This window comes from Cohnella sp. LGH, from assembly GCF_017671885.1.
Classification (GTDB): Bacteria; Bacillota; Bacilli; order Paenibacillales; family Paenibacillaceae; genus Cohnella; species Cohnella phaseoli.
Map to the genome: position 1 here is coordinate 5,861,439 of NZ_CP072117.1, position 26,064 is coordinate 5,887,502.

Consider the following 26,064-nt stretch of genomic DNA (forward strand, 5'->3'; position numbering starts at 1 on the left):
GATAGTTCGAATATCATCGGCAGATCCGTTATCCTTTGATTGCCCCCAGTGTGGCCCCTTCCCTCACCCGGTTCTGGAACGCCATATACATGGCAATCAGCGGCACCATCGTAATCATCAGCCCGGCGAATAACGTGACCCAATCGGCTCTGTAGTGCATAATTTGATTGGCTTGATACATCGCTACGCCAACCGTATACTTGCCTGGATCGCTGAGATAGATGAACGGCCCCAGAAAGTTATTGTACAAATTCAGAAATTTGAAGATCGCTACCGTTACAATTCCGGCAGTGGACAACGGAAGAATAATTTTAAAGAAAGTCTGAAATATAGAAGCGCCGTCAATGGAAGCGCTCTCCTCCAATTCCTTGGGCAAGGACTGCATAAACCCGCCAAGCATCATTAAGTAAAACGCGCTTTCGCTAAAGCTGTCGAGAATAATGAGACCTGTAAGACTGTTCGTCAGTCCCATATCGCGCATAAGCACATACTGGGGCACAAGCGCATTAATACCTGGCAAAAACAAGGACAGCATAATCAGGCTCCACAATACCGTTCGCCCTTTGAACTTCATACGCGTCAAGACATAGGCGTTAATTGCCGTCAGGAACGTGCCGATAACGAGGCTAACGCCTACATAATACATCGTGTTCAGCATCGCCTGCCCGATCCGATACTCCTTCCAGGCATCGGCATAATTTCCCCAGACGGGAGAATTGGGCAGCTTCCACACATCTTGAAAAAATTCCTGGTTCGTCTTCAGCGATTCGTAAAAAATCCAGGCGAGCGGGAAAACAATGGTTAATGCCCACAGCAACAGCGCAAGACTCCAAAACCAATTCGCTATCGATCCTTTTTCCTTCACTGCAAGTCCTCCTACCAAGCTAATACTCCGCATCCCGGCCAGCCGTAAGCCTGTCAATGATCAGCTTGGCCAATACGAGAATCACGAACAGGAACATCCCGATCGCGGATGCGTAGCCATAATTATGGCTGCCGGTGCCAAATGCGATATTGAACATATACAATCCAATGACATCGGTAGAGCCGGACGGTCCGCCGTTTGTCAAAATCAAAATATTTTCGAAGCCCTTGAACATGCTCAGCATGAGGAAGATGGCCGAAACGCGAATAATCGGCATCAGCAGCGGAAACGTAATTTGCATGAGCCGCTGCCGATGAGAAGCGCCCTCCAAAATAGCTGCCTCGTACAACGACTTCGGTATTCCGGCCATGGCATTCATGAAGATGACAAAATAGAAACCGACGGCCCACCATACCGTAGGCGGGATGATGGCCCACAATGCCGTTTTCTTTTCGCCAAGCCAGTAATAACCTCCGGGGTCAATGCCAATCAGCTTCAGGCCGGCATTAAGGATACCGAATGAGCCATCGTAGACAAATGCCCATAGCAGAGCAACGGCAACCACGGACAAGACATTCGGGAAAAAGAACAGCACTTTATAAACACGATTCATGCGATAGTTCTTATAAACCAACATATAAGCCAGGACGATTGAAATGATAATGACGAGCGGCGGCACGATAGCGCCATACAAGATGTTGTTTTTTAACGCCCGCCATACGAACGGATCTTCGACCATAGCGATAAAGTTGTTAAAGCCAACTAATCTCGGCGCACGGATGCCGTTCCAGTCCAGCAAGGCGTAGTACACAGACAGCAAATTGGGATACAAGGTAAACAGAATATATCCCCCAAACGCCGGAACAGTCGCGATTAAAATAAAAATCCACTTTTGTGTCGCTTCCTTGCTCTTCCAGTTCGTACGGACGCTATAACTTGGCGACATGGCAAGCTCCTGTTTTTGGGCCAATCTACTCTACTCCTTCTAGTTGGCCAGGCGCGGCCTTCCCGGCAAGCGCCTGGCCAATGCCATGCTATTTTTGTGCGGATTCGATCGCTTTTTTCAGCAAATCATCCGCTTCCTGCAAGGTCGTAGACGGATCAAGCCTGCCTTGCGCAACATCGTTGAGCATTTCTGTGACAATCGTGTTCGCCCGATCGGCATTGATGTCCGTAACTACAATATCGCGAGAGCTGCTTGCGCCCTTTACTTTGTTGTTTTTCATATATTCCATAATGGCTTTAGGTGCGTCTTGCAGCTTGTCTACCAACTCGGGGCTGTTCATGAAGTCGTTGCGCACAGGCAGTGAGCCGGCCTTCTCCGCCACGAGAGATTGCACATCGAGATTCCAGAGCCAGATCAGGAATTCTTTGGCCCATTGCTTGTTCAACTCCGGCTTGGCAGACCAGATATAGTGACCGCCTTGCGTGTAGCTCATATGATACTTGGCGTCATCCGGATTTTCTGTCATCGGCGCCAGCATGAAGCCCCATTTAAAGCCATCCGGCGTCGATTCCTTCATTTCGTTCTGTACCCATTCCCCGGTAGAAGCCATCGCAGCCTGCCCCTGCAGTAATTGCATCTGGGATTGCGTATGCGTCAATGCAGCTACACCGTTCGGGAAAGCGCCCTTTTTACCTAACTCATAAATATTTTGATAGAGCTGCTTGGTTTCTTCGCGTGTAAAGTAGGGATGCTTGTAGTTGCGATAGGCATCATTGAAATCGTCCAGTTTGCCATTCGCTTCGGCAAGCGAATATTGCTGAGCCAGGCCAAAGCTGAAGCCCAAATAACCCGGATATTTGCCTGGATAGGTAATTGGCGTCAGCCCGGCGGCTTTGATCTCATCCACTAGCGCCACAAACTCTGTCCATGTTTTGGGATTCTGGTTCCAGCCTTTTTCTTCAAAGCGATTTTTATCGTAAAACAAGCCGGTAATGCTTTGCGTGGTCGGCAAGGAGTACATAACGCCTTCTATTCTGCCCGAACCCTCGTATACGCCCGACTGCAGCTCTCTCAAGGCTTTGTCGCTGTCATAGGCTTTGCGATCCCACAAATCGTCTTGCGGCTCAATTTTCTTGGCTTCGGCAAGACTTTGATGAATGCCTTCCCCGGCAATGGAGGTCGAGAAAATATCATACATGTCTTGGTCGTTATTAGCGGCAATCTTCGTCGCAATAATGGTTTCTATGGTCGGAGAATACGTGACTTCAAAGCTGACATTAGGGAACTTTGCCGTAAAGGTTTGAATCGCGTAGTCGATCCATTCCCGGCCGCCGCCATTTTCCCAAAAAGCAAATTTCAACGTGACTTTCTCCTCTTTGGACAAGCCGTTCTCAGCATACACATTTGCCTCTGGCTCGGCAGAATTGCTTGCGCTGCTCGCGCTGCCGGCAGTTTCCTGCTGGCCCCCTTTATCTCCGTTCCCAGCGTTGTTGCCCCCGGCACAAGCAGATAATAACCCGACAATCAGCAAACAAATCAAAGCAAATTGCCAACTCGTCTTTCTTTTTTTCATGTTGATCCCCTTCCGAGCGAATGTGATTTTTGTTGCCCAGCCAACGTACCACCCGACGCTTGCCGACGTATATAGACGATTTCTTAAGCATAGATGAAATCCGTAATCCGGCCGCATAGCCCCGGATAGACCTTTTATGTACAAGCGCTTTTTTTTGCGCTTTTCCTGATATACTGCGCTTTTTCACAAGAAAAACCGTGTAAAAATGAACAAATGGCGACTCTAGGGAGGTCATCCCTGCGTCGCCATTTTTCGATTTCGGTCTATCTCTTATTCGCTTTCGTTTCTAAGCTTCTTTCGATATTGGCCCGGCGTCTCCCCGGTATGCTTCTTAAACACACGAATAAAAGTCAACGATTGATCATAACCGACATTGCGCCCAATATCCTGGATCGTTTCATCTGTCTCGGCCAGCAATTCCATCGCTTTGTCCATCCGCACCTTGGTGACGAACTCGATAAATTTCATCCCAAAGGCTTCGCGAAACAAGCGGCTCAAATAACTGGTGCTGAAATTGAATACTTCGCTCAGATGGGATAGCGACAATTCGGAATTGTCGTACCGCTCCTCAATGTACTGTTTGATAAGATGCATTTGCTGATGGGCCGATCTGCTCTCGCGCAGCTGGCTGATTTTCTCAAACCCTCTCTGCAGCTGCCGCCGGTAGGCGGTAATCACTTCTCTCTGCGTTTCCTCTTGTAAAATCAGTTGCAGCGACGGATGGACTTCACTCATCCACATCGCATGAATTTCGTCCCCCAGCTCGGCCATGTCTTTCTGCAAGTAACCGACCAGCACTTGCATCAAGCTAATGACATCCTCCCTGGTGTTTAATTGCCCGCTTAAAGCTTGCAGCATCTCTTCGTAGTACGCTTGCCACTTGTCCTCGCCCTGCCGAATCGCCTTGCTGATGGCCCGTACATATTGCAGTTGTTGAAACAGCTCCCCCTTGGGCTGGGCGCTCATATCGCTCGGCACAATGAGTCGGTTCATTCCGAGTGAAAATTTATAGCCCACCGCAGCAAGCGCCCCTTGGAAGGATTCTGCTGTCGACTCCAGCCGCTGCGCCATGCTGCCGATGCCGATCGTGACCGTAAAGTCCAAATTATTCGCAACCCAGTCGCGCAATTCCTCGCAGCGCCCGTATACTTCCTGCACGCTCTCGCCTTCATGAAACAAATAAAGCATGCCCATCTTCGCATTGGAGATCCACTCTGTCCACACCGTATAAGGCTGATTCTCCGTCAACTCCTTGACGGCTGCGCCAAGAATATATTTCAGCAGGTGCTGGTCTCCGCGATACTGGTTGGCAAACTCCTCGTAGCTGTCAATCTCAACGACAGAAACCAACAAGCCGGTAACCGGCTTATCGATTCCGAGCCGCTGCATTTCTTCAGCCAGGTAAGAACCGAAATTGGCTTCTGTATGTACCTCTTCCATCAGACTGAGGAACAGATGGCGCTTATGGTAAATCGATAATTCCTTTTGCTGCTCTTGCAGCGTATTCGATTCATCCAGCAATTCCTCAATGGCCGCACCGATGAGCTTGAATTCATCCTCTTGTGCAGATTCGGCGGCGGCCTGCCTCCCTCCTTGGCGAGCGCGTTCAGCCAGGCTGATTAAGTCCTGAACCGGCTTGTATTGGCGGCGAGATACATAGATGATCCACGAGAAGCCCGCGATGACAATAAATGCAGCCACACCCATCCACAAATAAAATTGCGAGGAGACAAAGGAGAACAAGCCTACGTTGCGGTTACCGCTGGCAATAATCCAGCCTGTCTGCTTGGAGACGGCTGCTGCCAGCACATCGCTAGTATTGGCCGCTGTCCCGGTAACCGCTCCCTCAACTGTGGAGACGATAAGATTGCCTTGTTGATCCATAATGTGGACGAAGGTTAACTGCCTGTCTGCCATGCTTGTCATCCACTCATATAGCAACTCTATGCGAACATTCGCAACCAGGATGCTCAGCTTTTGCAAGTTGGTCGTTTTGGCTAGGCTGATGACCGGCAATCCGGGACTGTCGTCTTCGAGGCTTTGCGGCAGCCAGCGTGCAGTCCACTCATAGGGTTCGCTGCTGTTGACCATAAGTCCAATCTGCTCGCGATCCGGGAACTGCTCCAGCTTCGTGCGCGTATCCGGCGTAAGCACCGTCATATCCGGTGTACGATACAAGTACAACGAATGCAGCATCGGGTTGTTCTGCACGAATTCTTTCAGAAAGGCGGACGCCTGAACATCAATGAACTGTTGCTGCGGGCCCGCTTTATCGGAGAAAAAATCTCGCAGCCTGGCATTGTTGCGTATCTCGTATAGCAGAAGCGCATCCATACTTGCGAGATTACTGTCCAACAGCTTGGCAATATTGCTAGTCAATGCCTGATTGGTACGGATTGCCGACTCTCGCGACATTTCGTTCAAGGTATAATACGTCATAAACAGCAGACTTAAACTGATCATAAAAAACACAGGCAAATACGAAATTAGCAAACGATTAAACCAGTTGCTTCTCACTAGCATCCTCTCTCTTTGCATGCTGCCTAGGCGCGTATTCTACCATCATCCGGGTGGGTTGCGTTGATTTTCCTCTGAAAATCGTTTACTTTAATTAAAGCACTTGGACCTAACAATTATCAATAACGTCTTGAAAGCGGTTCATAGATACGTGGTAAGGAGGACAACATGCGTACGATTCGGCGGTCTTACTTCGTTATGCTTCTGGCAGTCCCGTTTCTGCTGCTTGTTGCCCTGGTTTGGATGATGGGTTCGCGGCAGACGCCCCTGCTGCAATTGTTGGCAGCGGACAGCGAATTTCCCGAGAAGGCAATTACTCTGTTCGTTCCCATCCCTTCGAATGCGAAGCTCCCTGACGGAAACGAGGATTTTGTCCGCCAAGCGATTGAGGAGAAATTCGGCCTTCAGGTTAAGCTCATAAGCGCCCCGCAGGGTCCCGCCTATGCCGCAGAGCTAGAGGCGATGCTGCTCGCCAACAATCCGCCCGACTTATGGATTGAGCAGTCTGAGGATCTCGGCGCTACACTCGCCTTGTACGGCGTCCTTGCCGATCTGGGCCCTTATATTTCCCCTGCTACCATGCCGAACTATTTCAAGTATTGGGTAACCGAGCAGGAGTTGAAGCAGTATCGCATTCATAACCGCTTCTATCGCGCGCCCCTTCCCTATGACAAAAACTCCTATCGCAGTTACTATATTCGCCAAGATTGGCTCGACGCTCTTGGCTTGAAGCTTCCGGCCAATTACGAGGAATACGTCTCTATACTTCATGCCTTTACCTATGATGATCCGGATGGCAACGGGTTGAAGGATACGTATGGATTCTCGGTATCGGGGAACAGCAGCAGCCTGACCACCGATTGGCCGGAATATGGTCACCGCGGCTTGGTATACCCTGCCTATATGAGCCAAAACAAATTAGTCGATATGGAATCGGATCTGCGCATGCAGGATGTCGTGGAGGATATCCTCGCGGTGATTAAGGCTGGCGTGGTTGATCCCGATTGGTTCCTCAATTCGGAGCGTTCGCATCTGGCCAAGGCAGCTCAGGGCAAGGTGGGCGTCGTCTTCGGGCAAACGGCGGACTTCGCGCTGGATGCCAATCCTGCCAGCCTGCAGTCCCTGTCTCGCATCCATAATCCGCAGGCGAATTGGGTGCCGTTCAACCCGCTTGGGACAGAACCGCTAGGAACTGTCCCTTCTCCAGGCGCTCCATTCGTATTCTCCAAGAAGGTGGTAGACAAGCATCCTGAGAAAGCCAAGCAAATCATTGCGATGTTGGATTGGCTGGCCAGCGAAGAAGGCTTCCTGCTCACCCATTACGGGCTTGAAGGAAAGCATTACACGCGAAGCGGCAATACCATTACATTGCTGGCGGATAACAGCGGCACAGGCAGCGGAACGCCAGAGGCGCCGGACTGGCTGTCCACATGGAGCTTCTTCACTCCCGAAGCCCCTATGGCGCTTGGTTTGCAGGTCATCGACCCTAGCTTAACCGAGCGGGATAAGGAGATTCGCGAATTTCTGGCGCAATTGCCGACCAAGCCCAAGCTTGGCGTAACATTGTCCCCGCCGATCGGCATCGATGTCAGCGCATTTCGCTCCAGGCAAAATGAACTGTTGATCACGCTGCTGTTCTCCGATAAGTCGGGTGCGCGCTGGCCGGAGTACTATGCCGATCTGATGGACAACTATTATGGCAAAGAGATTATCGCCAATTTCGAACAGCAGGTTCGGGCGGCGGCTAGTTAGCCGGTTTGGCGGGCTTGTGCGGGGAGGGGCTTCGGAAGACGCATGTTGTCAGGCCATTTCTATCAACATGATTATGCTGGGCATATCTTGCTGGCGTTACTCACTTATCTGCGTAAAAGAAAATAACCCGCCCAGGTTCGTGCCAAGGGTACGGGTTATTTTCGCTCTTATTCTGTTGGAGGTTTCCCACCCAAATATGTTGTGCAGGGAGTCGGATGGCCGTCCGACTCCTTTTTCTATCTTAATCATAACACGGCTATTTCATTCATGCAATTTACCGCTTCTTACACATTCATTCACAAACATTCCGGTCGGTGTTAATCCCAAACCTTTTTTCCTATGTGCTTCCTGTGACTATATCGATTGCTATAACGTTATTGAACCTACAGGTTCCTACAATAACTGCAATCGCTATACATCCCTGAAAGGCTGGGACAATCATCGTTTGACACTTTCTTCCCCCGCTGATACCGGTATCCCTCATCTGTTACGGGTTCCTATGATGCACTATAATGATTCTGAAAGCTTGCAACACGCAAATAGGAATACGCCTAAACTTCTCAACGGGAGGGGCAAAATTCATTGAAAAAGGTTCTTATCACTGGAATTGTAGCCAGCGGTAAAACAACACTCGCCAAGCGGCTATCCGAAACACTAAACATTCCTTGGTATGAGTTAGATCGTATCGTTCATCATCGAACGGAGACCGGAAGGTATAAACGAACCGCAGATGAGCAGATTGAAGTTATTAAGGACATTGACAGCCATGGCGAATGGATAATCGAAGGGACAGACCGACCGTCCTATCGTTGTTTATTTGAAATGGCGGATACCATCCTATTTCTAGATACGCCTTTATGGAAACGTAGAATAAGAATCTTAACCCGGTTTCTCAAACAAAATCTTGGAATTGAAAAGTGTGACTATAAACCTGATATAACGATGTTGAAAATGATGTATAAGTGGACGCGAGACTTCGAAGAATACCGCGCGGACTTCGAATCCCGGTTACAGCTATATGAAGAAAAAGTTATTCGACTTTCTGATAGCAATGACTTGAGCTGCGCAAAGCATTTGCATCACCCAATTGCTTAGAACAGTTTACATCCGACAAAAAAGAGGGGTGCGCCTGCCCCTCTTCATCCTAATGCTCCGATTTTGATTTGGCCGAATTCGCGTCCCCCTCCTGCTCCGCAAACGGATCGGACATCAGCGCAATCGCCAGCTTCGCTCCGTCTCGCATCCCCTGCAAATATAACCGTTCATTCTCCAAGCCTCTGTAGTAATGGAGTTTGTCTTTCCATTCCGTAAACTCTGGACATTGCGTCATATTTACACAGGAGAACAACGCCTCGAAAGCGGCCTTCTCCTCTACGCGGTACTTTCTCAGATCCGGATTGAACTGAATTCGAGCGGACACTTCATCCAGTCGTTCCTGAATCGCTCTCTGGAACCATGACGGAAATTCCATGACCTCACCTCTCCCCACAAACATGCTTTATCGATTCCCTTGTTCCCTCTCAACTATTTTCTGAACATAAAATCGGGTAACTAGCTCGTCGACCTTGCGGCTCTGGGCCAGAACTGTTTCATTTGCTGAAAGCGGAATTCCCTTCGCGAGCGATTCCTGTCCAAGTTCGTTAGCTTCGTCTTTTCTTTCTCGTATTTGTGCATTAGATCATTTGTCAGGCGTCTCGCTTCCCTTCTCAAATGAAAGATCTACACATATCCATAATTACTTTATTTTACTTTTTGTTGAATACTTTATCTGTCATCGATAGTATAACAGATTGATAATGGACAGAAAAGGAGTAACTTTCCTTGAGCGATCCGTCCAATATTATCAAACAAATTATCGGAAAAACCTTCAAAGCGATTCGCCTCAAGCAAGGCTTAAGCCAAGAGGATCTTGCGCATGAATGCGACGTTGACCGATCCTACATTTCGATGATCGAAGTTGGCAGAAACGAGCCTTCCGTCACGAAGATATTCGACCTTTGCAGAGGTCTGAAAATCAAACCTTCCGACTTTTTTAAGCTTGTTGAGGGTGAGTATGAGAAGGCATGGAAAAATGGATGAAACGAAAATGAGGGCGGGACAGGAGGCTTTGAAGGCCAACGTCTCGCTCTTTTCGTTTTTCGGGGGTATAGAAGGCCGAATCATTTGCAAGCGTCTCGAAGCCCGGTAGACTTATCGGAATAAAAACTTACGGTCTGAACGTGAATATGCTCTTTTCGGAAGTTCCCTTAAATTGATTTAATAAAATCATCCAAAGGATATGCAATTAAAATATTAATAATACTCACTAGAATAATTGAAGTAGGAATTGAGTAGTTTTGTATATGCTCTTTTTTTATTTTCATTTTTAATATCAATACATCATTCTTTTTATAAATATATGAATTTATTTCATAAAACACTTCAAAGTAAACGTAAAAAACTGTACATAATACCAAAATAGAACCTTGATCTAGTGAGCTCAATTTAGAGAATGTAATCACCAAAACTATCCATACGGTTAGGAGTAACCTAAACACTGATTTAACAATCAGCATTAAGAATTCCAAGTTCGCATAACAGACTAATGAAGACAGGAGAACTGATAACTGTACAAACTGAGTCAATTCCTTGCCCAACTCTTCAAAACCATTTTCAGATAGCTTGATCGTGATATATAAGTTTGATAGAGAAAGTATGAAAATACTTATTACGTATAGAACAATTAGTATCGGAATTCCCAATATTTTTTTCTTAAAATCTCTCTTAATTCTGTTTATTCTCTCGACTCTTGTTTCCATAAGCTGTTGCTGCTAATGCATAATGTCCGTAGGTTGACGGTGTAAGTTGTCCTGATTGTGACGGATAAGCTGTCCATACAAGGTTAAAAAAACAGGGAGAATCAAGATAACTCTCCCTCGATCACACGCTTAACCATGTGATCGTCAATGATTCGATGTTTGTTCTGCGAACCGTAGATTAAGCAGTGCGTACAAACCTTGTTAATGACTCTAGCTGAGCCACTTGAGAAGCGATAAATCTCATCCATTGCACCGTCGGAGAAGATGTCTCGCTCTGCGCCTGCATAAGTCATGTGCCTTTGAATGTAAGCACCGCTCTGAGACCGATCGTAATGCGGCAGCCTGCACTGCAAATCAATGCGTTGCCTAATCGCTGCATAAGATTGTAGCCCTAACCGATCCCACAATTCACTTTGACCAACAAGGATAAGGGCCATTGGACTCTGTGCATCCATCTTAAAGTTGAGTAAGAAACGAACTTCTATAATGGACCCAAGAAACTAGACACGAAGAAGAGAGGATTTAAGGTAGATGACCAGCCGCAAAAGTTACACCGCAGAATTCAAAGTACGAGTTGTGCTTGAGATTCTAAAAGAAGAAAAAACCTTAGCCGAACTGTCTTCGACTCATGGTGTTCATGTCAATCAGCTGCGGAACTGGAAGAAAGAGTTTCTCGAGCAGATGCCACAAATTTTCTCCAAGTCTGACAAAGCCGAACGTAAATCAGTGGAATACGAAAAGCAGATTGAAGATCTCTACGCCGAGGTCGGGCGCCTGACGACGCAGTTGTCATGGCTCAAAAAAAAATCTGGCCTCTAGCACAGCTCGCGGCAGCCGCCTGGAGATGATCGAATGGCATTCCGATGTGCCTATTAAGATGCAAGCGGATCTCCTTAGTTTGAACCGCTCTAGCCTGTATTACCGGCCTGTAGCGCCTTCTACTGAGGAACTGGCGATTAAGAATCGGATCGATCAGATTTATACGAAATGGCCGTTTTTCGGCTCTCGCCGGATCTCAGCCATCCTTCGTCAGGAAGGTCGTATCGTGAACAGAAAAGCCGTGCAAAGGCAGATGCAAGAGATGGGTATTGCCGGAATCTGCCCAGGTCCAAATCTCAGTAAACGGCATTTAGAGCATCGTGTATTTCCGTATCTGCTTCGCGGATTGCCTATATCGCACGTCAACCACGTCTGGGGAATTGACATCACCTACATCCGCATGCAAAAGAGTTGGATGTATCTTGTGGCCGTGATCGACTGGTATTCCCGATACGTCATCAGTTGGGAGCTTGATCAAACGCTGGAGTTGCCGTTTGTCTTGCAAGCTGTAGAAAAGGCGCTACAGCAGTACAAACCCATCATTCTCAACAGTGATCAAGGGAGCCACTTCACTAGTCAAAAGTATATTGATCTAGTGCAAAGTAAGGAAGTCAAAATCAGTATGGATGGCCGGGGTAGAGCCCTTGACAACATCTTCACAGAGCGTTTGTGGCGTTCATTAAAATACGAAGAAGTCTATCTCTATGATTACCAGACTAGGGCAATCGCTTACGAAAACATCAAAACTTTAAAGGAAAAACCTGAAGCAAGATCGAATAAATAGCTCAACGAAAAGAGAAAGAAGTTGAGCTTAGATGCCAAAATCATTACTGGACCTCTTTAGCGAAATCCCAGAACCCCGGAAAGGGAACGGAATCCGACATAAGCTGGAAGAAGTGCTTGTCATCGCCGTGCTCGCGACTTTATGTGATTGTCAAACTTATGTCGATATGGAGAGCTTCGCAGAAGCCAGAGAAGAATGGCTAAGATCATTCCTTGAGCTACCTGGAGGCTGTCCATCTCACGATACGTTCGGAGATATTTTATCGGCGATCGACCCGAAGTACGTGCAAAAGGCCTTCCAACAGTGGGTAGAAGCTGTTCGCCATCGCATTGCCGGTGAAGTCATCGCCATCGATGGAAAAACGATACGCGGCAGCAAAGATGTTGCTAATGGCAAGCGCCCGCTGCATGTCGTCAGTGCATGGGCAAATGAAAACCAATTGGTGCTCGGACAGCTTGCCGTCGAGGAGAAAAGCAATGAAATCACGGCCATTCCGGAATTGCTGCAGCTGCTGTATCTCAAGGGTTGTATCGTTACGATTGACGCGATGGGTACGCAAAAAGAAATTGCCACAACGATTATCGAACAAGGTGCCGATTACGTGCTGCAGGTAAAGGATAACCAGAAAACGTTGCGAGAAGATGTCGACTTATACCTGGAGCAAGAGGTCATGAAGCAACCCAAATCAGAATTAAAGGCAAACGGGCAGTGGGCACAAACACGAGAAAAAAATCACGGCCGGATTGAAACACGTACGTGCTACGTAACGGAGAACATTGACTGGTTGCCTGCTAAAGCGGACTGGAAAAGCTTGGCCGGGATTGGTGCTATTGTCTCGGAACGTCTGATTGGTGAACAGGAAACGATCGAGACGAGTTATTTTATCTACAGTAAAAAAGGGGCAACAGCTCAAGAGTTGTTGCATGCACGTCGCAGTCACTGGGGCATCGAAAACAAGCTGCATTGGGTGCTGGATACTGTAATGCGTGAAGATGATAACCGTGTTCGAGATAGAAGAGGAGCGGAGAATTTGAGTAAACTCCGTCATCTCGCTCTGAATTTGGTTAAGCAGGATACCTCAAAGAAAGGCAGCATGCGCATCAAACTCAAAATGTGTGCATGGAATCCTGATTATCTGCTTCACATTCTTCAGCTTCCGTTTGCAGACTAATTTCGTAAGCGATTGCCCTGATTACCAGACGCCAAGAGAAGCCCGACAAGGGATAGCTCGATATTTCCAGATGTATAATTTTGAACGTCCTCATCAATCCCTGAAATACAAGACACCGGCTACCGTATTTAACGCTTGAAATTTTCGCCCCCTCGGGGGCACTCCTCCCCTTAGGGGATTAAGATAAATGTACTTATAAAATCTAAAAACCGTGTCTTGACAATAGGGTCCACCTTATTCCTCTAACATTTCACGACTAAGTAAGTGCGCCTCATCTACGACCACTATTGGCTGTAACCGATGAATTCCCCGCATGAGCTCAATCTCACGATGCAATTGACGTTTAGCGTCACCGCGATAGAACTTCGATTCACATCCAAGCTGATCTAGTAATCCTTTGTAGAAGTTTCTAGGTGTCAACTTTGAATCTGCTAGATAAAGAACCTTGAACTTCGCGGTGTCCAGAATCTCAGAAAATCGCCTTATTGTCGTTGTTTTCCCCGTTCCACAGTCACCTGTTACAACTGCAAACCATTGACGCTCAGCCGCATATTCCAATCTACCCACAATTTCTTCCTGAATGATAGATTCATATAGTTCTGTCGTGGGAATATCTCTTGAGAAAGGAGTTCCTTCATCCACGTTACGAGCTTCGTTAGCCCCTCCTGGTCATTATGGAACACGCATTCTTTACCTAGTTCGATCCCGCGAAAATCTACCGCGCGAGCTACGTGCACTTTCTTGGCAATGTCCGCACCGACCACCAGTGTCGATTCGGTAATTCGTGTAATCTGTTGATTCTTCTTCTGCTTCAACTTATACTTCATTGTGAGCGCCTCTTTCGTATGTGGGATTTGTTCTTGGCGGAACGGTTCCCAGTATAACAAGTGGCGCTTTCTGTTTTCAAAGAGCAAATTTCTTCATTACAGGAATGGCTCCTTTAATAGACTTCGATTCGAGTCTACCTCAGGGTCTTCTGGACAAAAATGCAGAACGGGTATGTAGCCAATAATTTGCGTTGACGATGGGGCGGACAATTCTCGCTAGCCAGCCGGGTGCATCGCCAACATAACGTCCGATTCTCTGGTGTGTGGACCGCAAAGATGAGGACGAAGTCTCTGCAGGCTCTTGATGATAACGGATTGAAATGGATGAAAGACATCCAAGGAGGTACGTGGTCTGCTCACGAAACCAGCGCCGCCAGCGGTACAGCGTAGCATTGTCTGCAGCTACATCCGAAGCTTGTTGGGACTCAGAAACCACTTGTTCCACACAAACTGATTCATAGCGCTTGTAAGGGACTATGCAATCCGGAAGCTCATGATGGATCTGTCTGCAGCTCTTGCAACGAAGTCTGCGAATGACAAGCAACTTAGCTTCACCTGTGTTAATAAGTAGCTTACGTTTCCGGCTTCCAATAACACGTAGACACTTCCCACAACAAGGGGAAAGAACTGTCTCCACACACCGAACAAAAAACGCTGGGGAACTTCTCAACCAGCTCATATTTTGATATAATGACCATAGGTGTTTTATTGAGGGATGTCTCCAGTGAACCTGCTACCAACAGGCCACATTAATGGAGGCATCCTTTTCCTTTATAGAGATATGGTCATTATATTCGGCAATCCTCGGACAGGCAATCCCGTCAGCTTTTGGACCTTATGAACTAGCTGCAACACCATAAGCATATCCTTTCAAAAAATAATGCTGGTATCCTTAGCAATGTCTTTTTTGTGAAGTTCGCTAATCACGAGTTCGAATTACTTCAGGGATTAAACCTTAGCCAACGCCAAGCTAACAAGTCCTTTCGTCTCGTCTTCGTCCTACTTGTAAGTCGATTCACCACGCTATCTGTAACAGCAAGTTTTGTAAATCAATAAACGAAGGACAGGTTTTGCTAGCCCTTCGTTTATCTTTGCATTAATATTTATTTAAATGTCCCACTTTGATATTCTGGGTAATCCGAAATCCATTTCAGCTTCACCAACAAGCTTCATAACAAAATTGTGGTAATCAGATAACCAGTTATATTTCTCAAATAATCCTGGTTTTGTTACATCGGCTTTACTCAGAAGTTTTAAAATGACATTCTCATGTTGCTTATACTCTCTACCTTCTAAGTAATTAACAAAACTCCGAGTGTCAGAATCCACAGCCAATAAGATCTGCAGTTTTTCAATTAACTTTTCCTTGGAAATAGCCGTTGCAAGAATCAAATCTATAAGATTATTATCAATAATAATTCTTGGTACTCGGGCATTTTGAGATTCTAGTGTATATGCTTCAATTAAACCCTGGCTGAAAACAATATCACCATTCGAATAATGTCTTCCTATAGCAATGCCTCCACGAACTAAAACGCCATTAGATACCATAAACCATTGAACATTTGAAGCTGCATCAATTATTTTTATGGAGTTTTCAACAGAATAGTCAATTGAAAGAACAATCGAATCAGAAAACTGACGTAGCTGTAACCCCTCTTCTAACAACATAGGTCGTAAGGATGACAGCATAGTTTCTATAATCGGTAGAAAAACTGGGGCTTTTGTTCCTGAATCATTCAAAACCATTTGTTTGAATCCAAGAATATCGATAAAACAAACTATACCAGTAGGTAATCCCATTACTTATCCCCCAGAACCTCTTTAGCCTTTTTAAGACGGGCTTCTAAAGAGCCAAAGCTCTCTCTCCATTCACTCATTCTTCGTTGTGCATCTTCCCATACTGAGCCAGTATATTTATAGCCATTAGAGGAAATAATTGAAGTATCCTCTTGTGAAAACCCAAATATTGGCTTTGATAGTTCATGCATTAAAGTTATTAAACTACTAAAATCAGGGAGTTTAGTGGCTCGGGTATCCCCGAAATCATTACATACCTTAAGCAGTTCAATATTAGAATCTGAATATTTCTTTAAGACAGGCACTAATTCTTGTTCTATCCTTTGAGGTATCCGTTCCATCCACATTTCAAAACCTGTTCTTGCTCTCCCACCTCTTGAAATTTTATAGTTTTGAACGATACTACCTAAGAAAAGAGGCCTTCCTTCTGAAATAGGTAACCCTAGCGATTTATAATCATCTATTATCTCTTTGTGCTCCTTCATCCATTTATCAATAATAACAGAAAGAGAACCTATAGCCTGTGTATTAAAGCGGTCAGGAGCAACTGGTACAAAGAAACTGTCACAAGATAAAAAGAATGTACGTGTCAACGCGCCCGCACTTGGTCCTACATCAATCAAAATATAATCTGCATCTATACTTTCTCCTAACCTTCTGACCATATCTGAAACAGCAACATATAGAAATTTAAAATGCATCATCCCTGAACTTCTTTGAGTATGGGCTTGTGAGAAGTCATCCTCAGCTGTACTTAAGCCTACATCCCCCTTGAATAGCGTTAAATTACTGGTATGAGGAGAGGGAACTAATTCAATTTTCTCAATATCAACACTTGAACTAGCTCCACTTATTCTCGGTTTTAAAGCATCTAATAACGTTGTACCCGGTACTAGTGGTATTTCACCTGTAAATGCATACTCTAAATCCAATCTCTCAAATACTGGGCCCATGAATAATTCTGTTAAGTTACACTGAGGGTCTGCGTCTATAAGCAAAACTTTATATCCAGATTGAGCTAAGGCATGCCCAAGGTTGAATGTTGTTGTAGTTTTTGAGACACCGCCCTTGTGATTGTAAAGAGTACAAATAATCACTTAATCCCCTCACTTTCAACCATGTTATTAACTCAACTTTCGCAGAGCACAAATCATCTTGAGAGCATGTCGTTGTAGTCTTTCAAGGTGATCAGGTATTGGGCTTGTAAATAGAAAAACACCGCTTCGTTTGCTAAAGTGAGAGTGTCGAGCAATCACTTCAACCGAAGAGGTGTCTACCCTAATGATAGCCCAACCATCCGAATTGAATCAACTGCCTAACGAACTAAAACCAGCGTTCCAAGAACTGAAAGTCATGCAGCATCTGCAACAAGCTGGATTTCGTAAACGCTTTGGCTTTAGCTGTGCCCGACTATTCCAACTTGTTTTCGTTTTGTTGTTCCATCAGAAAAACTGGTTTCGCCTGCTTGAGAGCCGCAAGGACGATTCCATGCCTGGCAAAGATGCGGTTTATCGCTTTCTCAATCATGCCGGCTTTGCATGGCGCCGATTTCTGACTTCGCTTAGCGTGGCTACCGTGAAGAAAGTGGATGCGCTGACGTCTGCGGATCGGGATGTCGTCTTCATCGTCGACGATTCGATGTTCGAACGCAATCGCAGTAAAGCCGTTGAGTTGCTCGCCAGGTTCAAAGATCATGCCACGGGTGCGTATTACAAAGGTTTCCGCATGCTGACGATGGGGTGGTCGGATGGTCATACGTTCTTACCCATGGACTTTGCGCTGCTAAGCTCTAGCAAGTCGGCAATCACCGGCATGAGCGAATCCATCGACAAACGAACACATGGTTACAAGCGCCGGAAGGAAGCACTTCTGTCGGCTCCTCAAGTCGTTGCGTCCATGCTGGATCGCGCCTTGGCAGCCGGAGCAACCGCCTCTTATGTCTTGATGGACAGTTGGTTCACGCACGCGCCGCTCATTCGCGAAGTCGTCTCCCGCGGACTCGATGTGATCGGCATGGTCAAGAACGACAATAAACGATTCCTTGTGCAAGGCCAGAAGCTGTCGCTTAAAGAGCTTTACTTAGCAGCCGCACCTGTAGCGAGCCAGAAGCGCAGTATTCTCCGCTCGATCCGAACGGAGCTGGCTTGCGGTACGCCGGTGCATGTGGTGTTTGTTCGCAACCGCTCGAAGAAAAATGATTGGCTCGCCGTTTTGACGACCGATTTGACGCTCTGTGTAGAGGACGTCATCCGAATTTACGCCATTCGCTGGGACATTGAGGTTTTCTTCAAATGCACCAAGTCGCTGCTTCGTTTGCAAAAGGAGTTTCAAGGCCGCTCTTATGATTTGCTGATCAGCCATACGACAATTGTCTTCTCACGCTACCTTCTACTAGCCTGGCAGCATCGGCAAAGCACTGATGCACGTACGTTCGGCGGTTTGTTTTATGTGCTGTGCGACGAAGTCGGCACACTGGATTGGACAGTCGCCTTACAACAACTGCTCGATCTTGTCAGCGAAATCGCCACGAAAGCAGGAAAGAGGCTTTCAGTTTTGATTCAGCGTCAACTTCAGCAATGGATTGCCAGTCTGCCCAGCTACATCAAGGCTTGTTTGCCAATTTCATGCTGCGAAAGTTGAGTTATTAACTTTTATACTACTATATATCCCCTTTCCTTTCCAACTGATTGAAAACTTACCGTTACTTGTGATACAGTTCAGCATATCATCTATAGGGGTGAAAAACTCCAAGCAGAGCATGGACAAAAAGTCACTGCTCATTAATTGCAATAATCAAATATTCGTGCATTTTAAGTCTGTAAAATTAAGATGATCCACTCAGTAAATCCTCATAACAGCAGGAACTCTCCAAGTACCTCCGAAAAAATCTATGAAGATCAATGCAATATTTGCTTTAAAGAAAATCCTTCAATTTCTATTTTCAAATTGTATTCTTCCCATAAAAATATTCCATGCCTCGGGAATTTGAGTACCATTTTATTCATTTGAAAAGCATTAATAATTTCATCACGAAATCGTGTTTCACCGAGACGTAAATAACGTTGAAGCCTAGCAGGAAGTCCATCTATTTGGTAAAACTGCTGTATGAATTCAAACGGTGCAAAATGACAATACTCAATTCCTTTAATGTCAACAACTTCTCCATCTCTTAAAAATGCTACAGCAAGGTTTCTTTCCATAAAATTAAGCGCCATAGTTCCAAAATTATTATGAACAATATAGTCTGATCTACAAAGTTGGGAGATCGATTCTTCGATCTCCCTATGAAACAACCGACAATATGCGGATTTGGCGAAGTCATTCACACGATATTGAATTGCCCTCGCCTCCCTCAAATTATGGTCCTTTAAGTTCCAATGTAACTTTATTCGTTGCCAATGTTTTATATTCCGCAAGACTTTCATCCAAAGCTTTTCGTAATACATTGTCAATGGATGATACTGTAACTTGCTCAGCCATTAGGGCTTTAAAGAGATCCCTATAAAATATCTTCCGTGAATTATTGATTTTCACAGAATGCTTACAGAAATTATCGTAAAGATGACAGAGTACCTTTACATTCAAAAAAACCGCTTGTGTGTCATAACTATCATCAAGATGTTCGTAGAAATGTTCGCTCATGGTCTTAAAGTTATTTTCCCTAAACTGGTTAGAAATAAAGATATGACCACTTAATTGATGGCGATCGCTAAACGCCCTAATATAATCATTCTGATTCAACGTGTTTACATACTGCACTGCTTTTCTTTGTTCACTGATATTAAGGTCATATCCCTTACCGTTTGTATTTAACTTACAATCATATGAGAAAACCTTTTGATACACCTTATTTTCTTTATCATCCCTGTATGAAATGGTAAAGATGCCTTCTGGTACCTCTTGACCAGACATTTCTTTCCCCCACTTTTCTGCATTGGGGAAGATGTCCTTTAATATAGCAAATACATGGTCTTCAAACATCTTATCGGTATACTCTTTTTGACTTAACTTTTCTTCTGAGAGATTTGAAATAGCCTGAAATGCAGCATTTGCCGCTGCAGAAATGTATGTCTTAGTTCGACGTTCTAAGGTTTCGTAAATATCATCCAATAAAGACGAGAACTCACGTTCCCCTTTAGTATATATTTTACCAAAGTTTATAGGTTCCACGCAACTATAATCACTATAGTCAATCATCCGTTCTTGTTGACCAATTAAAATTAATAATGTTGGCTTCATCTGTCTATTTAAATACCTAAGTACACTTTTTTTGATCGACTTATCTGCAAAAACAAGCTGTAATTGCCTTTCTTCGTTTTGTACTGCTGCTAAATGCATGCACCTTAGTTTAGTTGGCCCCAAGTTTAACTCGTTCTCTCTGCTGATGAACCATGCATAACTTTCAACTTTAATACGATCTTTTGTAAATTTGTAAACTTCGTTTATATTGACACTTAAAACAGAACCAACTTTAGTTTTAATTTGTTGCCCATCACAACCATCACATTCGTTTGGAACATCTTCCGGATCCTGATAACTATAATCAATCATACAATTTAAACAATAGAAGTACTTAGTGACATTCTCTTCAAGTATCCTCTGCTCTTTTAATGAAGTTATTATTGATCGTTCGTACGGACTAGGCTTTTCCACACTGGAAGCTGTTAGTAGGTAATCGATTTTATCCGCTTTTCCTTCCTCGAAATGTTCGTTTGAAATTTCTCTATATAAAGGTATTCCAAACTTATCAACAAATTTTTTTTCAATTGCTTTTTTTGCAAATTGATCTAAGTTACTATCGTCCATTGAAAAAATTACATTGCCATTATCCAAAATTGTAGATTTTATCAAACGACTTCCTTCAGAAGATTTAAAATGTAGGCTTTCCAAGTCTTTCAGGCTTTCAATGTTAACCGCCCCTTGGGCATGCGCCTCCTCAACCGAAGGCCAAATATCTAAATCATCTAATTCTAACGTTACTTTAGGAGAGTTTTTTAAAGGACTATTACGAAACCTTACTTTAAAAACAGTAAAATCCTCTATCGGTTGGCCAATGGCTGTTGTAGTTGACCCCTTAATAATTGTATTTATGAAAATTTCTTTGCTGTACTCTGTATATACCTGAGTTTGTACGTGACTCAATGGAGACCCCAGTGTTTGCTCTAAGTATCTCTTAATTGAAATTTCTTCTGTAGTTAACGCTTTAATTTCCACTGTTTTCTTTTCAACATCAATAAGAAACAGAGCTGGGGAGACTTCTCTATTTCTTGGTGCAGTAACAAAATCTGGCCGGGGCGCATCATTTATTAGACGATAAAGAAGAATCAAAACTTTGTTACTAACAGCTGAACTTGAAAAAACTCTATAGTAATTTTTACTACCAGATCCCTGAAACAGGGCATCTCTGAGTTGTATATGAAAATTGTATTCTCTTGCTATGTTATAGGCCACAGAAGAAGATATATTCTTGTCGAAAACGAAAAGCTTACCCGATGCCCTGTTATCCCATAGAAACCACGTGAAAATTTGAATAAGATGAACTGGATTGATCCTATAGAGATGAATAAGCTTTGCTAAAGAAGACTTAGTGTATTGGGTTTCTTCTAGTGATAAACTATCATAATATTTATAGATAGATTTCTTTTTTCTATTAGAAAAATCATGTAAAAACAGGATTAGATGTCTTTGTTCCAGTGGAAGTGAGCGCAGTTGATCTTTTATACTTTCTTCATTATCCATTTTAGCAATATCGTATAATTGACATAACTCTAATAGTGCAGGCATTTTAAATGAGTCCAACATAGCCTTAATTCTAGCACTCAATAAAATTGATTCTGTTTCAGTAATTGCATCACTTTTAACTCCTATTTCCCTCCAAAACCCATTATCAACTTTACTCGCATCCTGATACTGAAAATTTAGAATATGCAAGTTCATCCCCCCGTCTTACATAAATTTATTACAATCTAAATATTTCCACAATTATTCCGTTAATCCTGCACCAAGAGACTAATATTGACAAAGTACAAACACAACGTAACCCTCACGTCCTGTTTTAGGGCAGCTCTTCACCCCTAAAAGCGATTAATGCGAAAAATTTCGCCCTACTTGTGAAATGGTTCACTCTCATTCTCTTAAATAACCCCTCCGCTATCTGATCAGAAAACCAATAATCTTTGATTATTCTAATTCAACTTTCGCAGCAAGAACGGCAAACCAGCCTAGGTAAAGAAGCAATCCCCCAGATGAACTTTGCCCTACACAGTTCTAACAAGTCGTCGATCGATGGTAACGAATGCATGTTTATAAGCATCGCCAGAGAATCGCTTCTGTCGGCCCCACCAGTAATCACAACCATGCTTATTCGTGCGCTCACTGCCAGAGCCACCGCATCTTAGTCTTCATGGACAGTTGAGTCACCAATGCACCACTCATTCGTGAAATAATAAGCACCGATAGCGCGATCTTTGAGCATGGCAAGCAGTTCGACAGCTTTGCTACGATAACATTCGGGCATCGAATCATCGACGATAAGACGGCATCAGGTACTAGATGTAAGAGCGTTTACCTTTTACGTTGCAAAGCTATGCGATATTAAAAATCGACTCCAACTAGGCCGGCATGATTGAGATAACGGTAAACAGCATCCTTGCCGGATATCCTGTCACCCTTGCTGCTCTCCGAGTAGATGGAACTAGTTTTACTGATGAAACAAAAGAACGAAAACGAGTTGAAACATCGCTTACGAAATCCAGCTTACTGTAATGTTTGAACCCGTTCAGTTCTTGAAAAGAAGGCTTTTTTCTTTTGATAGTTGATTCAGCTTGGTCTTTTGGTCGATAACGATGGAAGATTCCTCTTCTGTCTGGTAGTAGAAGCTTGACACCCTCACCTTAACAAACGAAAATGGTGTTTTTCTATTTTGCAAGCCGGGTGTCTGATTACTTGGTGGCCTTATAGCATCAAGCATTCAGGAACATTTTTGCTTTACGAAAGTTGAGGTGCCGACATCAAGAAAAAGCTCACGTTTTCTCAACGTGAACTCTTCAGATTTGATAAAAAAGGTGTTTTTTGAAAATAAGGTTAGGAGTACTCGATTAATTGTCAATCCGATGCAACGACACTACCGCTTCCACATGTGTTGTCTGGTGAATGGGGACATGCATCATTCCTCTCTGCTACTGCCAGCTTTTTTTGGCTTTGCATTCCGCCCTTGCCTTTAATACTGCTCTTAACGCCGGTTTTAAATACAAAGGTTAATTGATACGGCTCTACGCTACCGTCATCCTGTTCTTCACCCATTACAACCTTTTCAATGACACTTTCGAAAACACTTCGATCGAATTCAGAAAGAACGGTATTGCTTTGAAGCACGTTACGAAATTGCTGTAATCTTTTTTCAACGTCAACTTCTTCTTGAGCCGATGCCTCCAGTTGTTCTCTCACTTCAATTAATTCTGTTAAGGTGGACTCCAGTTCATCATATTTACGTTCGTAAGCAGATCGATCAATTTTCTCGTTCAGATGGAGATCTATCAGATTAGAACGCTTTTGTTCAAGAGCCTGGATTTCGTGCTTCACTTTGCTTAACTGCTTGTGATGCTGTTGCTCATTAAGCACAGACTCCATCCTTAACAGAAGCTCATTCAGCACATCCTTATGATTGCCGCATACCCGATTGTACGTTTCAACAAAAGCTCCCTCAATTATTGTCTCCTCAATCCCTTTGCTATGCGGACAATATTTCTTTCCTTTTTTTGAGAAAGAGGTACATTGCCAAATGACTTTTGCGTAGGTGGTTCTGCTATTCCAGCTTCTCCGAGAGTAGCTTTTCCCACAGAATCCGCACTCAAGCTTACAACTGAACGTGAACTTCCGACTGTATTTCTCTCGTTTACCTCCGTTTTCAAGTTTCCCCCGCGGCCTTCCCCGTCTGTACAAAATATCCTGAGCCTTCTCAAAAATTTCATTACTTATGATTGGCTCATGATGATTCTTTATGTAATATTGATCCTCTTCGCCACGATTATCTAATCTGCGTTTAGATATAGGATCTAGAGTAAAGGTTTTCCCTTGAAGAAGGTCCCCCTTGTATTTCTCATTCTTAATAATACCGAGTACCGCAGTATCGCCCCACTCCAAATTCCCACGCTTCGTTTTATGTGGAAGTTTGGTTAACTCCTTGGCGATCACTGAGGCTCCAACTCCAGCAATGTAGCGATCAAAAATATATCGAACAACCTCAGCTTCCTCTTCATTTACTGAAATTCGTTTAGTTTTGAGATCATAGTCGTAGCCGAGACAGCTTTGGAAACCAACAAGCTCGCCGCGTTGCATTTTCATCTTCAAGCCCATTTTTACAATAGATGAGATATTCTCAACTTCTTGCTGGGCTACTGAGCTTAGAATGGTTAGCAACAATTCACCGTCCATAGTTAAGGTATTAATGTTCTCTTTCTCAAAAAACACAGCCACATTTCTTTCCTTGAGCATGCGGACATATTTTAAGGTATCTACCGTATTCCGGGCAAATCTTGAAATGGACTTAGTGATAACCATATCGATCTTCCCATCCAGGCAATCGTTAATTAGTCTCTGAAAATCATCACGCTTTTTTACCTGAGTACCAGTGATGGCTTCATCCGCATAAATATCAGCCAGTAACCAGTCGCTTCGCTGACCAACTAACTCTTTGTAATAGGAAACCTGTGACTTATAGCTGTTGAGTTGCTCCTCAGTGTCCGTGCTTACACGTGCATAAGGAGCCACTCTCAGGATTTCACGTTGCCCTCCGGTACGATCTGACAGTTTACGATTCGCTTTTATAACCTCAACTGAAAATGACATTTCCGTTTCCTCCCCTGAGTTGTTCTCTACGCTATTAGCGTAATAAATTCAGGCGAATTCAACAAAGGTGTAATTTTGAGATTTTTAATATCAGCTAAAAAAGAACGAATGTGCGGGCTTATCCAGAAGTAAGATCTGAATAGATGCCATAATCACGCATGGTTCGTTTTTTGAGCAAATCGAATTCTTGTTCATTTATCAAGGATAGTGTCAGCAATTGCCTGAGCAATGCAATTTGCATACTGTACCTCAATAAATCCGTTTTCAAGCGATCATCCCCTCAAACCGAATTTAGGTAGCGATATGGCCAGTAGAAACGAGGCCTTCTACTAACCCTTTCATTTTGAGGGTCAGATCGGGTACCTGATAACCAATATTATGTTTGTTAAACAAACAGCCCCACAGCACTTCGGCAATATGACCGAAGATTCGCAGGGCATTAATATTTTTCTTGCAGGTCACTACACAAAATTTCACAAAAGAAACCAGACTTATCAACTCTTAAAATACGGTCTCCTATCGTCAATAACCTTGCCGTGATCGGCATAAATGAAGACATGCGTAATGTCCATAAATACCCATTTTCACATAGCTACAGAAGACCAAGTTAATGATCCCCATGACAAACTAAAAAATCTCGGACAACAGCGTAAAACTTTAAAGGCTGGCACAGATGGATTAGATCAAGAGAGCTATGGATAACTTCAACTTTGGAACGCGTTCCTTGCTAGCAAAAATCAAGACCAGAATTGGAAAGAAAGTGGCAAACTCTCTATAATTCAAGATATAAAGCGCATATTCCTGTTAATCGTTTCTGTCGGCCTTTTCGAAAGCCTCTCTGCTTATAAAAAGTGATAGGCCAACTGACACCTATGGTTCTTGTTGCAGGCGCCCCCATATAAATGAAACTAGGAAGCAAGCGATTAAAAAACGAACAGAATGCTTCTGGGTTATCGACCAACATGACTAGCAGCAGCAACAATGGCCTGGACTCTATCAGGATACAAATGCGCAAATTTTTGAATCACAAAACCTCCTCCGGAAAACCCTATACTAACAAATCCGCATAATTTTCCTGCCGACCGTAGAGTTTCCAATTATTTGGGCGATATGAGCCGCAAGCTAGACATCGCAATGAGACTTATCGGAAAACCGAAGATTATCTTCCTTGATGAACCGACCACCGTGCTTGACCCGAACGGCGCATGGAGACGGCCAAAGCGCTTGCCGAAGGCGGCATGAGGGTATTCCTGACCACGCAGTATCTGGAGTTAGCTGAATACCTAGCACACCGAATTTCCATATTGCATGAAGGTAGAATTATCGTAAGTGACACTCTCTCAGATCTGAAACAACCGTTCCCGT

Annotated in this window: 17 protein-coding genes and 4 pseudogenes; 8 read left to right on the forward strand and 13 right to left on the reverse strand. The window is 44.2% G+C overall.

The features are described from left to right. Nucleotides 1-28 precede the first annotated feature (28 nt). From J4772_RS24680 to J4772_RS24695, 4 genes are all read right to left on the reverse strand, one after another. Nucleotides 29-865: a carbohydrate ABC transporter permease gene (locus J4772_RS24680; RefSeq protein WP_209071824.1), complete on the reverse strand. Its 837-nt coding sequence runs from the start codon at nucleotides 863-865 to the stop codon at nucleotides 29-31. Nucleotides 866-884: 19 nt separating this feature from the next. Beyond that, nucleotides 885-1,835 (reverse strand): carbohydrate ABC transporter permease, encoded by a 951-nt coding sequence (locus J4772_RS24685; protein WP_247740840.1) that lies wholly within the window; start codon nucleotides 1,833-1,835, stop codon nucleotides 885-887. 64 nt (nucleotides 1,836-1,899) lie between these two features. Next, the gene (locus J4772_RS24690; protein ID WP_209071825.1) at nucleotides 1,900-3,384 is read right to left on the reverse strand and encodes an extracellular solute-binding protein; all 1,485 of its coding nucleotides are present in this window, start codon (nucleotides 3,382-3,384) and stop codon (nucleotides 1,900-1,902) included. Between the two features lie 270 nt (nucleotides 3,385-3,654). Continuing rightward, nucleotides 3,655-5,901, reverse strand: coding sequence for an AraC family transcriptional regulator (locus J4772_RS24695; protein WP_209071826.1), 2,247 nt, complete (start codon nucleotides 5,899-5,901; stop codon nucleotides 3,655-3,657). 168 nt (nucleotides 5,902-6,069) lie between these two features. On the opposite strand from J4772_RS24695, the gene J4772_RS24700 reads away from it, so the two are divergent. Further along, a complete protein-coding gene (locus J4772_RS24700; RefSeq protein WP_209071827.1) occupies nucleotides 6,070-7,653 on the forward strand; it encodes an extracellular solute-binding protein in 1,584 nt (527 codons plus the stop codon). Nucleotides 7,654-8,235: 582 nt separating this feature from the next. After that, nucleotides 8,236-8,748: a P-loop NTPase family protein gene (locus tag J4772_RS24705; RefSeq protein ID WP_209071828.1), complete on the forward strand. Its 513-nt coding sequence runs from the start codon at nucleotides 8,236-8,238 to the stop codon at nucleotides 8,746-8,748. A gap of 49 nt (nucleotides 8,749-8,797) precedes the next feature. Here the strand turns inward: J4772_RS24705 and J4772_RS24710 are convergent, their stop codons facing one another. After that, on the reverse strand, nucleotides 8,798-9,124 hold the full coding sequence (locus tag J4772_RS24710; protein ID WP_209071829.1) for a hypothetical protein: 327 nt from the start codon (nucleotides 9,122-9,124) through the stop codon (nucleotides 8,798-8,800). Between the two features lie 350 nt (nucleotides 9,125-9,474). Here J4772_RS24710 and J4772_RS24715 point away from each other — a divergent pair, with 350 nt between their 5' ends. The 4 genes and pseudogenes from J4772_RS24715 to J4772_RS24735 form a co-directional block, all read left to right on the forward strand. After that, entirely contained in the window at nucleotides 9,475-9,732 is a 258-nt protein-coding gene (locus J4772_RS24715) for a helix-turn-helix domain-containing protein (RefSeq protein ID WP_247740841.1), read from the forward strand. 1,250 nt (nucleotides 9,733-10,982) lie between these two features. Continuing rightward, a pseudogene (locus J4772_RS24725) lies at nucleotides 10,983-12,012 on the forward strand (IS3 family transposase); the annotation flags it as partial. 73 nt (nucleotides 12,013-12,085) lie between these two features. Beyond that, the gene (locus J4772_RS24730; RefSeq protein WP_209071832.1) at nucleotides 12,086-13,225 is read left to right on the forward strand and encodes an ISAs1 family transposase; all 1,140 of its coding nucleotides are present in this window, start codon (nucleotides 12,086-12,088) and stop codon (nucleotides 13,223-13,225) included. A gap of 19 nt (nucleotides 13,226-13,244) precedes the next feature. After that, nucleotides 13,245-13,364, forward strand: a pseudogene (locus tag J4772_RS24735) (integrase core domain-containing protein); the annotation flags it as partial. Nucleotides 13,365-13,459: 95 nt separating this feature from the next. Here J4772_RS24735 and J4772_RS24740 read toward each other — a convergent pair. From J4772_RS24740 to J4772_RS24755, 5 genes and pseudogenes are all read right to left on the reverse strand, one after another. After that, entirely contained in the window at nucleotides 13,460-13,867 is a 408-nt protein-coding gene (locus tag J4772_RS24740) for an ATP-binding protein (protein WP_209071833.1), read from the reverse strand. Then, nucleotides 13,852-14,052: pseudogene (locus J4772_RS24745) on the reverse strand (IS110 family transposase); the annotation flags it as partial. The pseudogene J4772_RS24745 and the gene J4772_RS24740, both read right to left, overlap by 16 nt. Nucleotides 14,053-14,191: 139 nt before the next feature. After that, nucleotides 14,192-14,731: a DUF6431 domain-containing protein gene (locus J4772_RS37145; RefSeq protein WP_247740843.1), complete on the reverse strand. Its 540-nt coding sequence runs from the start codon at nucleotides 14,729-14,731 to the stop codon at nucleotides 14,192-14,194. Nucleotides 14,732-15,159: 428 nt separating this feature from the next. Beyond that, nucleotides 15,160-15,855 (reverse strand): hypothetical protein, encoded by a 696-nt coding sequence (locus J4772_RS24750; protein WP_209071834.1) that lies wholly within the window; start codon nucleotides 15,853-15,855, stop codon nucleotides 15,160-15,162. Next, nucleotides 15,855-16,949, reverse strand: a complete 1,095-nt coding sequence (locus tag J4772_RS24755) for a ParA family protein (protein WP_209071835.1) — start codon at nucleotides 16,947-16,949, stop codon at nucleotides 15,855-15,857. The genes J4772_RS24750 and J4772_RS24755 overlap by 1 nt, the downstream gene beginning before the upstream one ends. A gap of 184 nt (nucleotides 16,950-17,133) precedes the next feature. Between J4772_RS24755 and J4772_RS24760 the strand changes: the two genes are divergently transcribed. Continuing rightward, nucleotides 17,134-18,492 carry an IS4 family transposase gene (locus tag J4772_RS24760; RefSeq protein WP_209071836.1) on the forward strand — a complete coding sequence of 453 codons (1,359 nt, stop codon included), beginning with the start codon at nucleotides 17,134-17,136 and terminating at the stop codon, nucleotides 18,490-18,492. Nucleotides 18,493-18,749: 257 nt separating this feature from the next. Here J4772_RS24760 and J4772_RS24765 read toward each other — a convergent pair whose 3' ends face one another. The 3 genes from J4772_RS24765 to J4772_RS24775 all read right to left on the reverse strand — a co-directional run bounded on the left by J4772_RS24765 (nucleotide 18,750) and on the right by J4772_RS24775 (nucleotide 24,699). Continuing rightward, on the reverse strand, nucleotides 18,750-19,052 hold the full coding sequence (locus J4772_RS24765) for a hypothetical protein (RefSeq protein WP_209071837.1): 303 nt from the start codon (nucleotides 19,050-19,052) through the stop codon (nucleotides 18,750-18,752). A gap of 157 nt (nucleotides 19,053-19,209) precedes the next feature. Next, nucleotides 19,210-21,783 carry a hypothetical protein gene (locus J4772_RS24770; protein ID WP_209071838.1) on the reverse strand — a complete coding sequence of 858 codons (2,574 nt, stop codon included), beginning with the start codon at nucleotides 21,781-21,783 and terminating at the stop codon, nucleotides 19,210-19,212. A 1,173-nt stretch (nucleotides 21,784-22,956) separates the two neighbouring features. Continuing rightward, on the reverse strand, nucleotides 22,957-24,699 hold the full coding sequence (locus tag J4772_RS24775; RefSeq protein WP_209071839.1) for a recombinase family protein: 1,743 nt from the start codon (nucleotides 24,697-24,699) through the stop codon (nucleotides 22,957-22,959). 1,077 nt (nucleotides 24,700-25,776) lie between these two features. Here J4772_RS24775 and J4772_RS37150 point away from each other — a divergent pair. Beyond that, nucleotides 25,777-26,063: pseudogene (locus tag J4772_RS37150) on the forward strand (ABC transporter ATP-binding protein); the annotation flags it as partial. Nucleotide 26,064: the final 1 nt, after the last annotated feature.

Excerpts from the sequence above, each read along its gene's own strand:
- J4772_RS24690 (WP_209071825.1), bottom strand. The coding sequence starts at position 3,384 with ATGAAAAAAAGAAAGACGAGTTGGCAATTTGCTTTGATTTGTTTGCTG.
- J4772_RS24765 (WP_209071837.1), bottom strand. The coding sequence starts at position 19,052 with ATGGAAAGAAACCTTGCTGTAGCATTTTTAAGAGATGGAGAAGTTGTT.
- J4772_RS37145 (WP_247740843.1), bottom strand. The coding sequence starts at position 14,731 with ATGAGCTGGTTGAGAAGTTCCCCAGCGTTTTTTGTTCGGTGTGTGGAG.
- J4772_RS24750 (WP_209071834.1), bottom strand. The coding sequence starts at position 15,855 with ATGGGATTACCTACTGGTATAGTTTGTTTTATCGATATTCTTGGATTC.
- J4772_RS24775 (WP_209071839.1), bottom strand. The coding sequence starts at position 24,699 with ATGTCATTTTCAGTTGAGGTTATAAAAGCGAATCGTAAACTGTCAGAT.
- J4772_RS24730 (WP_209071832.1), top strand. The coding sequence starts at position 12,086 with ATGCCAAAATCATTACTGGACCTCTTTAGCGAAATCCCAGAACCCCGG.
- J4772_RS24700 (WP_209071827.1), top strand. The coding sequence starts at position 6,070 with ATGCGTACGATTCGGCGGTCTTACTTCGTTATGCTTCTGGCAGTCCCG.
- J4772_RS24710 (WP_209071829.1), bottom strand. The coding sequence starts at position 9,124 with ATGGAATTTCCGTCATGGTTCCAGAGAGCGATTCAGGAACGACTGGAT.
- J4772_RS24760 (WP_209071836.1), top strand. The coding sequence starts at position 17,134 with ATGATAGCCCAACCATCCGAATTGAATCAACTGCCTAACGAACTAAAA.